This window comes from Shimia ponticola, from assembly GCF_007995215.1.
Taxonomy (GTDB): domain Bacteria; phylum Pseudomonadota; class Alphaproteobacteria; order Rhodobacterales; family Rhodobacteraceae; genus Shimia_B; species Shimia_B ponticola.
Genome location: NZ_VCDK01000003.1, coordinates 315,993 through 330,240, shown reverse-complemented (window position 1 = coordinate 330,240; position 14,248 = coordinate 315,993). Strand labels below are relative to the sequence as shown.

Sequence of the window (14,248 nt, the reverse complement as noted above, 5' to 3'; positions counted from 1 at the left end):
TCTCCAGAATTATAAAGCTCCGGCAGCCTCCAAGGCTGCACGTTTGTCCGCATCCATCCACCAGAAATCCACGCCGCGGTTAAAGTCGTAGGGTACAGGGTTTTCGGGCATGCCGAACATATCCCAGACGGCCACACGATGTGCGCCAAGGTTCCAGCCGCCAACCCAGATTTGTTTGTCACGCAGCACGCGGTCGAGGGCGCGGACGGTGATGGTCAGGTCCTCGCGGGTCTCCGCTGCGACCGCCCGTTCGATCAGGGCGTCGACCACCGGGTCGGCAAGCCCTGTCAGGTTGTTGCTGCCTTCGGCATTGGCGGTGGCCGAGCTGTAGAAGGCGCGGAGTTCCGCGCCCGGATTCGTGGCAACGCCCCAAGCGACCGGAACCATGTCAAAGTCGAATTGGCGGCGGCGTTCGGCCATTGTGGCCGGATCAATGATGTCGAAGACGACGTCGATCCCAAGCGATTGCAGCGTTTCCGTGTAGGGTGTGTAGATACGGTCCAGCGCCCGGCTGCTGCTGGGGAAGTCGAATTGCAACGTTTCACCGGCTGCGTTGCGGCGCATGCCGTCATCGCCAACGGTCCAGCCTGCTTCGTCCAACAGGCGCGATGCCTCACGCAATGCGCGGCGGTCGCGCAGGGTCGCGGCACCGGGGCCGGGGACGTAGGCGGGTTGGTTGAATACGGTGTCCGGCAGTTGGTCGCGGAACTCTTGGAGTAGCGCCAGTTCTGCGCCCTCCGGCAGGCCGGTCGCCTTCATGGGGGTGTTTTCAAAGAAGCTCTCATTGCGGGCGTAGGTGTTGTAGAACACCGCCTCGTTCGTCCATTCAAAGTTGAAGGCGAGGTCCAGCGCCTGCCGGACGCGTTTGTCCTGCAGCACCGGGTTGCGCATGTTCAGCCAGACGCCTTGCGCATTGGACGGACGGGCATCCGGCAGGAGCATCTGTTTGACATGCCCCTTTTGCGCGGCGGGGAAGTCATAGGCCGTGGCCCATGAGGCCGAGCGGAATTCAACCCGCATGTGATATTCGCCCGCCGAGAATGCCTCTAATCCCACGATGTCATCGACGAAGTATTCATAGGCATAACAGTCAAAGTTGTTGCGGCCAGCGTTCACGGGCAGGTTCGCGCCCCAATAATCTTCGTCCCGGCAAAAGAGCAGGGATTGGCCTGGCTCAACATCCACCAGTTCATAGGGGCCTGAACCGAGCGGCGGGGTCATCCATGTTTCATCGAACGGGTTGGCGTCATAGAACGCTTCGGGTAGGATCATGAGCTCGCCGATTGAGGCGGGCAGCGACGTGCCAGCGCCGTCTGCCAGATCAAACCGCACGCGGGTCGAAGTCTGAGCCTGCACGCTTTCCACATCGCTCAGCAGGTTGCGGTAATAGGGGTGGCCTTCGGTCTGGAGCTTTTCAATCGTGAAGACCACGTCATTCGCCGTCACCCGCGTGCCATCATGAAACCGCGCCTCGGGCCGCAGGTTGAAGATGAGGTAGGACAGGTCGTCCGGGTATTCGATGGTTTCCGCCAGCAGGCCATACATCGCGTCCGGTTCGTCATAGGCCCGCACCATCAAGCTGTCATAAACGTGGTGCCGCACCTCTGGCGCACTGTCACCCTTGATGATCCAGACGTTGAGGCTGTCAAAGGTCGGCGTGCCGTATAGCTGCCGCTGGCTCATCGTACCACCCTTGGGCGCGTCGGGATTGGCATAGTCGAAATGTGTGAAATCAGCGGGGTACTTCAGGTCCCCAAAGGCCGAGTAGCCGTGGGAGATGGTGACGTCTGCATGGGCAGAGGTGGCGAGCAAGGCGGCGAGGCTGGTGGCGCGAAGGATCATGTCGTGGCTCCTGTGAGGGGGCGGTTTCAAAGGAGCTTAGGGCATTTGCGGGGGGAGTCCTGTGCAAATGTTTGTGGGGGGAGGTGTTGGGCAGTGCGTGGGCAACAGCGTGTAGTTCCGTTGTGCGCATTGCGCTTCGCTTCGAACTTAGGTCTCGCGCAACGGGAACCGTTGCGCCGCGCCGAACCGCCCCCACGGGGCGGCGCGATTGCGCCACCCCTCGGTTCGGCGCTATTTGAATGACCGTCTTGCTAATTGTTAGCCTTTGATTGAAATCGTAATCTCACTTGCTTCGGCGTCGGTCACATGCTGCTTAGAGGGGTGAACACCCATGGTTGGTTTGCGAGCAGCAAAACGAAGCAATTTCTGATTTCTGCGAGTGGCTCCAATTGTTTTTGGGAAGTAGAGGCAATCGAAGCCTGCGGGTTCTTCACGAGCAACCTGGCAATTTTTAGTTCAATGGTTCACTATATTCCTCCGACATAAGAAAACAGGGTTCGTTTTGTCTTTTGATAGTCCGTTTGTAAGCTTTGTTCTGCCTCCTTCAGTCCCGGTTTTTGAAGAAGGCGACATCATCAGCATTGAAGTTCAATTGTCCGCAGCTGCGGCCAATGTGGTCGACGTCAGTTTTGAAGATGCATTTCGAAATATACGGGTCGGCGACCTTAGCATTCTAGATACTTCATTGAGCTTTGCGCCGGGAGAGACATCACAATTTCTGCGTATTCGCGTAGAAGACGACGATGTCTTCGAAGCCGATGAGATTATGCACATCCAAATATCGGAAGCTGTTGGTGCGACTGTCGACATGAGCCCACGGGAAGGCGTTGGGGATAACAACGAGTTTGTTTTCTATGTGGCAGGGAATGATACGCCAGACGGGCCAATTGTTTCATTTGACCGAGACGGAAGCGTGCCCGATGTCGTTGAAGGAGATGTTCTCACGCTCACGTTGCTCTTGAGTGAGGCCAGTGATGTTCCTGTGACAGTTCGGTTGGCTGAAAGCTGGTCACAATATGCAGAAGACGCGACACTTCTCATGCCAACGGTCGTCTTCCAGCCTGGTCAGACAAGCACAACAGTCGAGGTCCGTATTGAGGACGATCAACTCTTCGAGCCATCACACTTGCTTCGGTTTGAGATTGTCGAAGTTGAAAACGCTTCCATTGACGTTCGCGAAACGGGGCGTGTGGGAACATTCGCGGAATTCATAGTTGATGTCGCAGAAAGTGACGCACCAACCGAACCGCTTGTCTCAATGGACGCGCCTTTTCCGTTTGCTGAGTATAACGAAGGCGATGTGGTATCTTTTACAGTGCGACTTAGCGAAATCATCGAACTCGATGTCGTTGTAACCGTGGGTCTTGGCGACGCTAGCATTCGTTCTGAAGACCTTGAACTGACAGAAACACAATTAGTCATCCCAGCGGGCAGCTTATCCGCTACAGGTAACGTTGATGTTTTGAACGACTCTTTGTTTGAGACAGAGGAGTTGATGAGCGTTGTCATCCTGAGTGCTGAAAACGCGACCGTTGATGTGTCGGACGCAACCGTTGGCGAAGCTAACGAGTTCTTTTTTTACGTGACAGCTAACGATGAACGCATCATGGGCAATGAAGACAGCAATGACCTTATCGGCGATACGGACGAAAACGCCATATTCGGCAACGAGGGCGATGACACCCTAAATGGTGCGGAAGGAGATGATTTCCTTACTGGCGGTGATGGTCGCGACGTGTTCGTTTTCGAGCCGCAGACAGGGCATGATACAGTAACGGATTTCAGGATTGGTGAAGATACCATCGACCTTAGCGCCTTTTCTGCACAGGGCCATGTCCCCGTTGTGATCTCGGGACTCCATGTGATTTCGGCGCATGGCGGTCGTTTGGGTTTTGGAGATACACCAATCGTCGTTTCGATGGCGCAAGACGAAGATGACGTTCGGATAGAAATCCTAGAGCCGCCGTTCCAACACGGTAAGGACTCCAAAGGGGTGAGCATAACGCTTATGGATGTTCAGCTCTCGCAGATAGGCCTTGAAGAGTTTCTGTTTTAGAAGGTGAGCGGAGTCACAACCCACGCACCTCATTCAACACCCTTGCCCAACTGCGCATCCCCTTATGAAAACTCGACAAATCGTATTTCTCGTTCGGGCTGTGCAAACCGTCGTCATCCTTCCCAAAACCGATCAATAGCGCATCCATGCCGAGGACGGTTTTGAAGTGTCCCGCAATCGGGATCGACCCGCCGCCGCCTGTGAACGCTGCTGGGTTGGGCCATTCCTGAGATAGCGCTGTGCGGGCAGCCTCGAAGGCCGGGTGGTCGATGGACATGATTGAGGCGGGGTTGGCGCCGTGGTCGGTCCATTCGGCGGTGCAGTCTGGGGGGAGCATGTCGTTCACCATCTTGGTGAAGCTTGCGCTGATTGCGTGGGGGTCCTGCGTGCCGACAAGGCGGAAGGAGATTTTGGCCGAGGCAATCGACGGCAAGACGGTCTTGAACCCTTCGCCGGTGTAGCCCGCATTCAGGCCGTTCACCTCGCAGGTCGGGCGCGACCAGATTTGTTCAAGCGGGCTGAAGGCTTTTTCGCCTGCAGGCTCCGACAGACTGACGGCACCAAGGAAACCGTCTGCGTCAAACCCCAGCGCCTCCCACTGTTGTTTGATTTGAGTGGGGACCTCCGGGACGCCGTCGTAGAACCCCGGCACCGTGACGCGGCCCTCATCATCATGGAGCGCGGCGATGATGCGGGCCAGCACGCGGGCGGGGTTCATGGCCGGGCCGCCATACATTCCGGAATGCAGATCCCGGTCTGGGCCGGTGATCGTCAATTCGCCCGATAGCATCCCCCGCAACTGTGTCATGATGGCCGGCGTGTTTTCGTCGAACAGCCCGGTGTCGCAGATCATTGCGATGTCGGCGGTCAGTTCCTCTGCGTTGTCCTTCATGAACGGAATCAGAGATGGCGAGCCTGATTCCTCTTCACCCTCAAGGAACACCGAGATTTTGCAGGGCAGGGTGCCGTGTTCCGCCTTCCACGCACGGCAGGCCTCGATAAAGGTCATCAATTGCCCTTTGTCATCGGCCGTCCCGCGGCCGCGGATCACCTTGCCGTTTGGCGTATCTTCGATAGCCGGGTCGAACGGGTCGCGGTGCCACAGGTTCAGCGGATCGACGGGCTGGACGTCATAGTGGCCGTAGAACAGAATATGGGGTCCGTCGCCATCGTGATGCGCAACGACCATCGGGTGGCCGGGTGTTGGCCTTTTGGACGCGTCAAAACCGATGCTTTTGAGATCCTCGACCAGCCAATCTGCGGCAGCATCGCAATGCTCTGCATAGGCCGGATCGGTAGAGATCGACGGGATACGCAGAAGCTCCATCAGTCGCTCCAGCGAGGGGTCGAGGTCGGCATCAATGCGGGCAAGTACGGCGTCGATCATCAAGGGCTCCTAACGTCCTGTTTCGGAAACCCTATCCACTGAGAGAACGGCGTCCAGCGGGTTTTGATACATATCAAGGCAGGACGCATAAAGGCGCGGCAATTTGAGACTTGGAACAGTTCTAGACCGCAACATATAAGCATCGAACACACACCGGGGAGTCACCCTTTTGGACCAGAACGCCTATCTCGACGCCGCCCTGCAAAAGCTTCATGACGAAGGGCGTTACCGCACGTTCATTGATATCGAACGTGAAAAGGGGGCGTTTCCACATGCCATGTGGACGCGGCCGGACAGCACTCAGGTTCCGATCACCGTATGGTGTGGCAACGATTACCTAGGCATGGGGCAGCATCCTGTCGTGCTTGAGGCGATGCACGAGGCGCTGGATGCGACCGGTGCGGGCTCCGGCGGCACGCGCAACATCAGCGGCACAACAGTGTATCACAAACGGCTTGAGGCTGAACTGGCTGACCTCCATCAGAAAGAGGCGGCACTGCTCTTTACCAGTGCCTACATCGCCAATGATGCCACGCTGTCGACCCTGCCCAAGCTGTTTCCAGGTCTGATCATCTATTCGGACGCGCTGAACCACGCGTCCATGATCGAAGGCGTGCGCCGCAATGGCGGAGCCAAGCGGATCTTCCGTCACAATGACGTTGAGCATCTGCGCGAATTGCTGGCGGCGGATGATCCGGCGACGCCAAAGCTGATTGCGTTTGAGTCTATCTATTCGATGGATGGTGATTTCGGCCCGATTGAGGCGATTTGCGATTTGGCCGATGAATTCGGCGCGATGACCTATATCGACGAGGTTCACGCCGTTGGCATGTATGGCCCCCGTGGGGCAGGTGTCGCCGAACGGGACGGTCTGATGGACCGCATCGACATTATCAACGGCACTATGGCCAAGGCCTACGGCGTGATGGGTGGATATATCGCTGCGTCAGAGAAAATGTGTGATGCCATCCGTTCATACGCGCCGGGCTTTATCTTTACGACGTCGCTGCCGCCCGCTGTGGCGGCGGGGTGTGCCGCCAGTGTTGCGCATCTCAAGACAGACCAGACCCGCCGGGATCAGCATCAGATGCAGGCGAAGATCCTGAAAATGCGGCTCAAGGGTCTGGGCCTGCCGATCATTGATCACGGGTCGCACATTGTTCCGGTGCATGTCGGTGATCCGGTGAAGTGCAAAATGATCTCTGACCGTTTGCTGGATGATTTCGGCATCTACTGTCAGCCGATCAACTTCCCAACGGTGCCGCGTGGGACGGAACGGTTGCGCTTTACACCAAGCCCCGTGCATGGCCCACAAGAGGTTGACCATCTGGTCAAGTCGATGGATCAGCTCTGGTCCATGTGTGAGCTGAATCGCGCGCAACTAACCGCCTAACCCCATATACAGACGTGCATTCTTTGTGATCTCGTGCTATTTGCGCGGGTAATCGGGTAACCGCGAGGGGAATCGCGGCAAATTCTTTGTGGGACGCGAGCAGAGCATGATCGGCCGCTGGGGACAGTCAGAACCAGAGGAGGAGGTTGTTGAACCTAAAGGGTTTGATGACTTTGACCTCAAGCTTGGCGATGTCATGCGCGGCGAACGCGCGACCATGGGCAAAAGCCTTCTCGACGTTCAACGCGAACTTAAGATCAAAGCATCTTACATCGCGGCAATTGAAAATGCTGACCCATCCGCCTTTGATACGCCTGGCTTTATTGCTGGTTTTGTCAGGTCTTACGCGCGTTACCTCAACCTAAACCCGGATTGGGCGTTTGATACGTTTTGCCAAGAAAGCGGGTTCGAACCTGTCCACGGGATGTCCGCCGAAGCGCTGCCTGCACGCAAGGCCCGCGACGCCAAGGTAGCGGGTCCGGTTGATCCGCTGAGCAAGCCTGCTGTTCCGTTCACTCCGGAACAATCTCGCTTCCTTGAGACGGTGGAGCCTCGCGCGATTGGGTCGTCTCTGGTGCTCTTGGCCATGATCGGCGGGCTTGGCTATGGCGCGTGGGCGGTGGTGCAAGAGGTGCAGCGCGTCGATGTCGCGCCCATTGAACAACCACCAACCGCCATCGTTCAGCTTGATCCATTGGCTGGGCCGGTTGCGACTGCGGGTTCTGTCGTTGCCGAGACTACGCAACCGACATCCGACACTTTGGATCGGCTTTATCGCCCGCCGGCACTGGATGTGCCGGTGCTCGTCGCTCGGGATGCACCCATTGCGACGTTGAACCCGGATGCTCAAGGCGTATTTGCAGCGACACAAGACCGGTTGCCCAGCGTCGGCGCGGCTGATGGGGTTCAGGTTGTTGATGGTCCGACACCAGAGGTGGTGTTGTTTGCGGTCGCCCCGACATGGGTCAGGGTCCAGACCGCAGATCAGAGCGTCTTGTTCGAGAAAATCCTGAACGAGGGCGAGGAATACGCGATCCCCGTGACGGAAGAAACGCCGATCCTACGGGCCGGAAACTCGGGGTCTTTGTACTTTAAGGTTAATGGCACCATCGTTGGGCCGGCGGGTGAAGGTACAGGGCCGGTCAGCGACGTGTTGCTTGCTTCGACCGATTTGAACGCGCTCTACACGCCAGCCACCCCCGAGGAGGATCAGGCGCTGTTTGATCTGCTTCAGGACCTGAACGCGCCTGATGTTCTGCCGAAACCGGTCGCGCTTCAAACGGCGCCGGTTGATGCGGTGTCCCTGATTTCGGCCAATGACAGTTGGGTCAGGGTCCGGAACGCCGACGGCGACGTTGTTTATGAAGGAATCATTGCGCCGGGTCAGGTGCAGACCTTGCCAGAGGGGCTAGACGGGTCGCTGCGCGCTGGTAACTCTGGTTCGCTCTATTTTCAGGTCGGCGATATGGTCTTTGGCCCAGTGGGTCCGGGTGCGTCGACTGCGCGGAACGTCGATGTGTCGCTTGAGGGGATTCAAGCGAACTACTCCCTTGTGGATGCTGCGCGTATCCCCGGGTTGGTGCAATAGCCATCCGGCCTGCGCCGTTGTGTTGCATCTGGCATCTACTCCGTTGCGAGCCTCAGCAAATCCATTACATCTGAATTGACGGCGCAAGACACTGCCGTGTAGCTTGCGTGTAAATCCAGATTGACAGTGCCGGCCCATTGGCCCGCATGACGGAGCCGCATCTATGTCGCTGAACCATGTCCGCCCGTGGCGCAACATCTACCGCCGCAAATCCCGCCAGATCATGGTGGGGAATGTGCCGGTTGGGGGGGATGCGCCGATCACCGTTCAGACAATGACCAACACGGTGACAACGGACATCAAGGGCACGATCGCGCAGGTGCAGGCGGCGGCTGAGGTCGGGGCTGATATCGTCCGCATCTCGGTTCCGGATCAGGACAGCTCCAAGGCGCTGAAAGAGATCGTCAAGGAAAGTCCTGTGCCGATCGTAGCCGACATCCATTTCCACTATAGACGCGGGATCGAAGCCGCAGAGGCGGGGGCGTCTTGCCTTCGGATCAATCCCGGCAATATCGGAAGCCCGGAACGCGTGCGCGAGGTCATTCAGGCGGCGCGAGACAATAACTGTTCCATGCGGATTGGCGTGAATGCCGGATCGCTTGAGAAACACCTGCTTGAGAAATACGGCGAACCGTGTCCCGACGCGATGGTCGAAAGCGGGCTGGATCATATCAAGATCCTGGAAGACAACGATTTCCTGAATTTCAAGATTTCGATGAAGGCGTCTGACGTCTTCATGACCGCTGCCGCCTATCAGCAATTGGCGGAACAGACCGAGGCACCACTGCATCTGGGTATTACCGAAGCGGGCGGCTTGATGTCTGGCACGATCAAATCGGCCATCGGTCTGGGCAACCTGCTGTGGATGGGCTTGGGCGACACGATCCGCGTGAGCCTGAGCGCCGATCCGGTCGAAGAGGTCAAGGTCGGCTACGACATTCTGAAATCCCTTGGCCTGCGCCATCGGGGCGTGAACATTATTTCCTGCCCGTCCTGTGCGCGTCAGGGTTTTGATGTGATCAAGACGGTCGAGGCGCTTGAGAAGCGACTGGAGCACATCAAGACACCTATGAGCCTGTCGATCATTGGGTGCGTGGTGAACGGACCGGGCGAGGCCTTGATGACCGATGTCGGGTTCACGGGCGGCGGCAATGGGCGCGGCATGGTCTATCTCGCCGGGGCCAAAAGCCACGCGATGGACAACGACAAGATGATCGACCACATCGTCGAGCAGGTTGAAAAGAAGGCCGCTGAATTGGATGCGGCGGCTGAGCTGGAAGCCGCAGAATAGCGGCTTCTAACCTGCATAACCCACTTTGGATAAGCGCAATTAAGGTCCCGGCTCTGCGGCCGGGACTGCGGGTGACGTAAGCCTTAACCGCGTTCTTCGGCGACGATCTCGCGCATGCCATCAATCGGCACATAGCCGCGGATCATTTGATTGCCGAACACAAATGTCGGTGTGCCATTGATCGCCAGACGCTGACCCAATGCGCGGTTGGCCGCGATGATTTCGTCAACGCGCGGCAGTTGCATGGTTGCGATGATGGCATCCGCATCCAGACCGGCATCCCGTGCAAAGGCTTCAAGAGAAGCCGGATTGATCGAGCCGCGGAATTCCATCAGCCCATCATGAACCGTCTTATAGGCGTCGTCGCCACCCGCGATCTTGGCCGCAATGGCAAAGCGCGAGGCCAAGGTGCTTTCGTCACCGAGGATAGGGTATTCTTTGACGATCAAACGGATGTTGCCGTCAGTATCGATCAACTCAGAGACCTCTGGAAAAGCACGGCGGCAGAAGCCGCAGCGATAGTCGATAAATTCCACGATGGTAATGTCGCCGTCCGGGTTGCCGCCTTCCCATGAGAAGCCATCGTTGAACAAGCCTTCGGCGTTTTGCTGAACCAGTTCGACATCGTCCGTGGCCTGCACGGCTGCCTGTTTTTCCTCAAGCGCGGTGATGATTTCCAGCATGACCTCTGGGTTTTCAAGGAAATAGCCGCGCACGGCCTGACCAAAGGCGACGCGCTCGGTGTCGGTCATGTTTTCGATATCGAAAGCGTGGGCCGGGGCGGACCAAAGGCTGGCTGATACCAAAAGGCCAGCCACCAGCGATGAAAGCTTGGTCATCTTAATCTCTCTGCGGTTTGAAGGATGTCCTGTGCGCGCTGCCAACCTGCACTGCCACGGGGCAAAAGACCAGAGGCGCGGCGGGCCAAAGTGACGGCATTGTCACGCCGACCGACCAAGGCGGCCCGTTCGGCCCCCGCCAGCGCAGCAAGGCCGTTGTTTCCGGCGCGCGCATGCGCAAGCCCAAGATCCCGCAAGATACGGCTGTCGCGCCCGTCAAAGCCACGCGCCTTGATCAGCACGCGAAGGGCCTCTGCGTTGTTGCGAGGCGTATTTGGCGCCAGTAGCGCGCGGCCATACGCGCCAAGGATCAAGGCGTCATTCGGGGCGAGGTTGACGGCGTTGCGATAGGCTTGGATCGCTGCCGAGAACTCGCGGCTTTCCAACAGAATTTGACCTTGCAGGTCGCGATAATAGGGGTCGTTGGGGCGGGCGGAGACAAGCGCGTTCACTTCGCGGATCGCCTTCGTCTTATTCGGTTGCCGGTGGTAGGCGATGGCGCGGCGCATGGTGTCGACATCACCTTTGCCTTTCGCCCGGTTCAGCGTCCAACTGGGCGCGCGTTTGAAACCGGTCAGGATGCCTTGTGCCCGCGCAAACCAGTAAACAGCCGCATCGCGGTTAGCTGGAGTTCGCGGATTTGCATTTACCAGTGCCTGCACCGCCCGATAGCGGTCAGAAGTCAGCGGGTGAGAGCGGCTGTAAGGGTCTTGGCGGCTCACGCTCAGCGCCTCTTGGCCGCGAAAGATGTCCAACACCTCAAGCGCGCCTTTTGGGTCGATGCCTGCGGCCAGCAAGAGACGGATCGAGCTTTGATCTGCGCTGGCTTCTTCTGCGCGGGTATGGCCCAAAAGCACGCGTTGGGCCGAGCCTGCGCTACCCACGGCGGCCCCACCGGCCAAGGCGGGGTTTCCACCTGCCACGCCAGCGGCTGCGCCAAGGATCAAGCCAATTGCCGCGCTCCGGCTGGCGTTGCGCACATTTGCGGCACGGCGGGCAATGTGCCCATTGGCGATATGTGCCGCTTCATGCGCAATCACGGCCTGCAACTGCTCTGGAGTTTTGAGCCGCATGATCAGACCGGCATGCAAGAATATCGCCCGTTGGTCGACGACAAAGGCGTTCAAAGTGTCTGAATTGACGACCAGAATGCGGACCTGAGAGGGGCTGAGACCCGCAGCGTTCAGGATCGGGCGTGCAAGCTCCTGCAATGCGCGCTCCATCCCGGCATCGCGCAGCAGACCGACCGCATGCGCCATCGGGGCCATTGCCACAAGCGCCAGAACCATGATCCCACGGGTCAGGTGACGTCCCAAAGAGTGCAACATTGACGAGACCGCTCCTGACGATCAGAACACTGGCCGGACTGTAGGAGGATATTCATGCGCGTATCAAGGCGCAGCGCCGTCGATCCCTTCATTGTGATGGATGTGATGGAGGCTGCTCGGCAAGAAGAAGCCAAGGGGCGTCGAATTATCCATATGGAAGTGGGGCAACCCGCAACGGCAGCACCGCAGGCCGCACGCACCGCACTCGCTGATGCGATGGCGGCTGGCCCTCTTGGATACACGGTTGCGCTGGGTTTGCCCGAACTGCGTGCCGGGATCGCGCAGCTTTACGGGCAATGGTACGATATCGATCTTGACCCAGAGCGCGTGGTTGTCACCGCCGGCTCATCAGCCGGATTTCTCTTGGCCTTCACGGCGCTGTTTGATGCTGGTGACAAGGTCGGCTTGGCAGCGCCAGGCTATCCGTCGTATCGGCAAATTCTCAGTGCTCTGTCGCTAAAGCCTGTCGCAATCGAAGGGCAGGCGGCGCACGGCTTTCAGCCGCAACCTAGCGATATGGCAGGGTTGCAGGGCCTGATTGCCGCGTCGCCCGCAAACCCCACTGGAACGATGCTGTCGAAAGCCGAGCTCACAGCGCTGGCACAGGCATCGTCAGACACAAACTGCGCGCTGATATCAGACGAGATTTACCACGGGATCAGCTATGGCGATCGTGCCATCAGCGCGCTTGAGGTCACCGATGATGTTTACGTCATCAATTCCTTCTCGAAATATTTCAGCATGACGGGCTGGCGGATTGGCTGGATGGTCGTTCCGCCCGATCATGTGCGCACGGTCGAACGCCTCGCGCAGAACATGTTTATCTGTGCGCCTCACAGCAGTCAGGTTGCGGCGCTCGGCGCGCTGAATGCCCACGAAGAATTGCAAGCGCACCTCAAGGTTTATGCCGCCAACCGCGCTTTGTTGCTTGGCGGGCTCGAGAAGGCCGGATTGAAAGTGATCTCGCCCGCTGATGGCGCGTTTTACATCTATTTGGATGTCTCGGAATGGACGACTGACAGCCGCGACCTGGCTCAGAATATCCTGAGCGAAGCCGGAGTGGCGGTGACGCCGGGTCTCGATTTCGACGCCGCACGCGGGCATCAGACCTTGCGCTTGTCCTATGCGCGGTCCACCGCCGATATGGAGGAAGGGCTGGCCCGCCTCACGCAATATTTTGCGTCGAAAGGATAGGTGCCGGGCGCAGCCTGTGGTAACCGGAACAGAACGAAAAAATATTGAGCAGGGTGGCGCGATGCGCGCGGTTTTGGCAGGTCTTCTGGTCTGGTTATTGGCATTGGGTGGTGCGGGTCTGGCTACTGCCCAGGATCTTAGCGCGCTAGCACGTGTCGATGCCGAACGCAGCTTTGCCAAGGACCGCAGAGGGACAACCACGCTTCAACTTGGCCTGAGCATCCCGGTACCGTTTCGGGTTTATACGCTGGATGATCCTCGGCAATTGGTCATCGAACTTTCCGAGGTATCATGGGGCGGTTTGCCGGTTGAAGACATGCTGACCGACCGTCTGTCTGGAATTCGTGCGGGGACGTTGGCCCCCGGCTGGTCCGGGATGATCGTCACGCTGAGTGAGCCGATGGCCATTGAAGAGGCGCAGATGCGGACCACGGATGGGGATGCCGGGCTTGCCTTGCGGTTGCGCACGACATCTGCCGAGGCCTTTGCCGCCGCAGCTGGCATTCCAGCAAGCGCAGCTGCACAGCCGGTTGCCGCAGCCGCACCGTCGGATGGCAACGTGACCCCGGTTATCGTCCTTGACCCCGGCCACGGTGGCGTTGATCCCGGAGCAGAGCGGGACGGTGTCAACGAAGCCGACCTGATGCTCTTGATGGCGCGCGAGTTGCGAGAGGCCTTGCGGCGCGAAGGCGTGGAAGTTCATCTGACACGGGACAGTGATGTGTTTGTCGGCCTGCCTGCACGGGCCTCTTTGGCACGTCAGGTGGGGGCGGATGCCTTTGTGTCGCTCCACGCAGATGCCTTGGAAGTGGGCTATGCCGAAGGCGCGACCGCGCACACATTGCCAGAGGACGCGTCGGACAGCGCGTCGGCCTTGCTGGCCGAACGTGGCGGTCGTGACGATATCTTGTCCGGCGTGGACCTAAGCGGACAGGACGACCAGATCGCGACCGTGTTGCTGGACCTTGCAAGACAGGACACTGGTCCACGGTCTGAGCGGCTGAAACTTTCGATCATTGACGGGCTTGCCGATGCTGGCGCACGCATCAACACGCGCCCTAGCCGCGAAGCGCATTTTGCAGTTTTGCGGTCGGCGGACGTTCCATCTGTTTTGGTCGAAGTCGGGTTTCTGAGTTCGAAACGCGACCGGATCGAGCTTCAAAGCCCCGAAAAGCGGGGGCGGATCATTGCCGGCTTGGCGCAGGGGATTTTGGGCTGGCTGGTGACTGACGAAACGGAACGCGCGTTGAACCGCCAATAAGGCGTCTGTGATTTGCGGAAGGCTTGAAAAACTGCGAAAAGACTGTGACTTGGTCGCAGGCTTGCATCA

General features: G+C 58.5%; 10 protein-coding genes. 6 read left to right on the top strand and 4 right to left on the bottom strand.

Features of this window, described 5'->3' with window-relative positions:
* Window positions 1-9: 9 nt before the first annotated feature.
* Entirely contained in the window at window positions 10-1,842 is a 1,833-nt protein-coding gene (locus FE702_RS04985) for an extracellular solute-binding protein (RefSeq protein ID WP_147125165.1), read from the bottom strand.
* A 502-nt stretch (window positions 1,843-2,344) separates the two neighbouring features.
* Here FE702_RS04985 and FE702_RS04980 point away from each other — a divergent pair.
* Window positions 2,345-3,898, top strand: coding sequence for a calcium-binding protein (locus FE702_RS04980; protein WP_147125164.1), 1,554 nt, complete (start codon window positions 2,345-2,347; stop codon window positions 3,896-3,898).
* 13 nt (window positions 3,899-3,911) lie between these two features.
* On the opposite strand, the gene FE702_RS04975 is transcribed toward FE702_RS04980, so the two are convergent.
* Entirely contained in the window at window positions 3,912-5,288 is a 1,377-nt protein-coding gene (locus tag FE702_RS04975; protein ID WP_147125163.1) for a M20/M25/M40 family metallo-hydrolase, read from the bottom strand.
* A 166-nt stretch (window positions 5,289-5,454) separates the two neighbouring features.
* Here FE702_RS04975 and hemA point away from each other — a divergent pair, with 166 nt between their 5' ends.
* The 3 genes from hemA (at window position 5,455) to ispG (ending at window position 9,557) form a co-directional block, all read left to right on the top strand.
* Window positions 5,455-6,678, top strand: coding sequence for a 5-aminolevulinate synthase (hemA, locus tag FE702_RS04970; RefSeq protein ID WP_147125162.1), 1,224 nt, complete (start codon window positions 5,455-5,457; stop codon window positions 6,676-6,678).
* A gap of 106 nt (window positions 6,679-6,784) precedes the next feature.
* Entirely contained in the window at window positions 6,785-8,266 is a 1,482-nt protein-coding gene (locus FE702_RS04965; protein WP_147125161.1) for a helix-turn-helix domain-containing protein, read from the top strand.
* Between the two features lie 163 nt (window positions 8,267-8,429).
* A complete protein-coding gene (gene ispG / locus FE702_RS04960; protein ID WP_147125160.1) occupies window positions 8,430-9,557 on the top strand; it encodes a flavodoxin-dependent (E)-4-hydroxy-3-methylbut-2-enyl-diphosphate synthase in 1,128 nt (375 codons plus the stop codon).
* 83 nt (window positions 9,558-9,640) lie between these two features.
* On the opposite strand, the gene FE702_RS04955 is transcribed toward ispG, so the two are convergent.
* Together FE702_RS04955 and FE702_RS04950 are read right to left on the bottom strand one after the other, a co-directional pair.
* The gene (locus FE702_RS04955; protein ID WP_147125159.1) at window positions 9,641-10,396 is read right to left on the bottom strand and encodes a DsbA family protein; all 756 of its coding nucleotides are present in this window, start codon (window positions 10,394-10,396) and stop codon (window positions 9,641-9,643) included.
* Window positions 10,393-11,724 carry a M48 family metalloprotease gene (locus FE702_RS04950; protein WP_255449591.1) on the bottom strand — a complete coding sequence of 444 codons (1,332 nt, stop codon included), beginning with the start codon at window positions 11,722-11,724 and terminating at the stop codon, window positions 10,393-10,395. Before FE702_RS04950 ends, FE702_RS04955 begins: the two co-directional genes overlap by 4 nt.
* A 54-nt stretch (window positions 11,725-11,778) precedes the next feature.
* On the opposite strand from FE702_RS04950, the gene FE702_RS04945 reads away from it, so the two are divergent.
* Window positions 11,779-12,918 (top strand): pyridoxal phosphate-dependent aminotransferase, encoded by a 1,140-nt coding sequence (locus tag FE702_RS04945; protein ID WP_147125158.1) that lies wholly within the window; start codon window positions 11,779-11,781, stop codon window positions 12,916-12,918.
* Window positions 12,919-12,979: 61 nt separating this feature from the next.
* The gene (locus FE702_RS04940) at window positions 12,980-14,179 is read left to right on the top strand and encodes an N-acetylmuramoyl-L-alanine amidase family protein (protein WP_147125157.1); all 1,200 of its coding nucleotides are present in this window, start codon (window positions 12,980-12,982) and stop codon (window positions 14,177-14,179) included.
* Window positions 14,180-14,248 lie beyond the last annotated feature (69 nt).

What these genes read in the sequence shown, in the direction of transcription:
- FE702_RS04940 (WP_147125157.1), top strand. Translation starts at nt 12,980, where the DNA reads ATGCGCGCGGTTTTGGCAGGTCTTCTGGTCTGGTTATTGGCATTGGGT.
- FE702_RS04945 (WP_147125158.1), top strand. Translation starts at nt 11,779, where the DNA reads ATGCGCGTATCAAGGCGCAGCGCCGTCGATCCCTTCATTGTGATGGAT.
- FE702_RS04985 (WP_147125165.1), bottom strand. Translation starts at nt 1,842, where the DNA reads ATGATCCTTCGCGCCACCAGCCTCGCCGCCTTGCTCGCCACCTCTGCC.
- FE702_RS04955 (WP_147125159.1), bottom strand. Translation starts at nt 10,396, where the DNA reads ATGACCAAGCTTTCATCGCTGGTGGCTGGCCTTTTGGTATCAGCCAGC.
- FE702_RS04965 (WP_147125161.1), top strand. Translation starts at nt 6,785, where the DNA reads ATGATCGGCCGCTGGGGACAGTCAGAACCAGAGGAGGAGGTTGTTGAA.
- FE702_RS04950 (WP_255449591.1), bottom strand. Translation starts at nt 11,724, where the DNA reads ATGTTGCACTCTTTGGGACGTCACCTGACCCGTGGGATCATGGTTCTG.
- ispG (WP_147125160.1), top strand. Translation starts at nt 8,430, where the DNA reads ATGTCGCTGAACCATGTCCGCCCGTGGCGCAACATCTACCGCCGCAAA.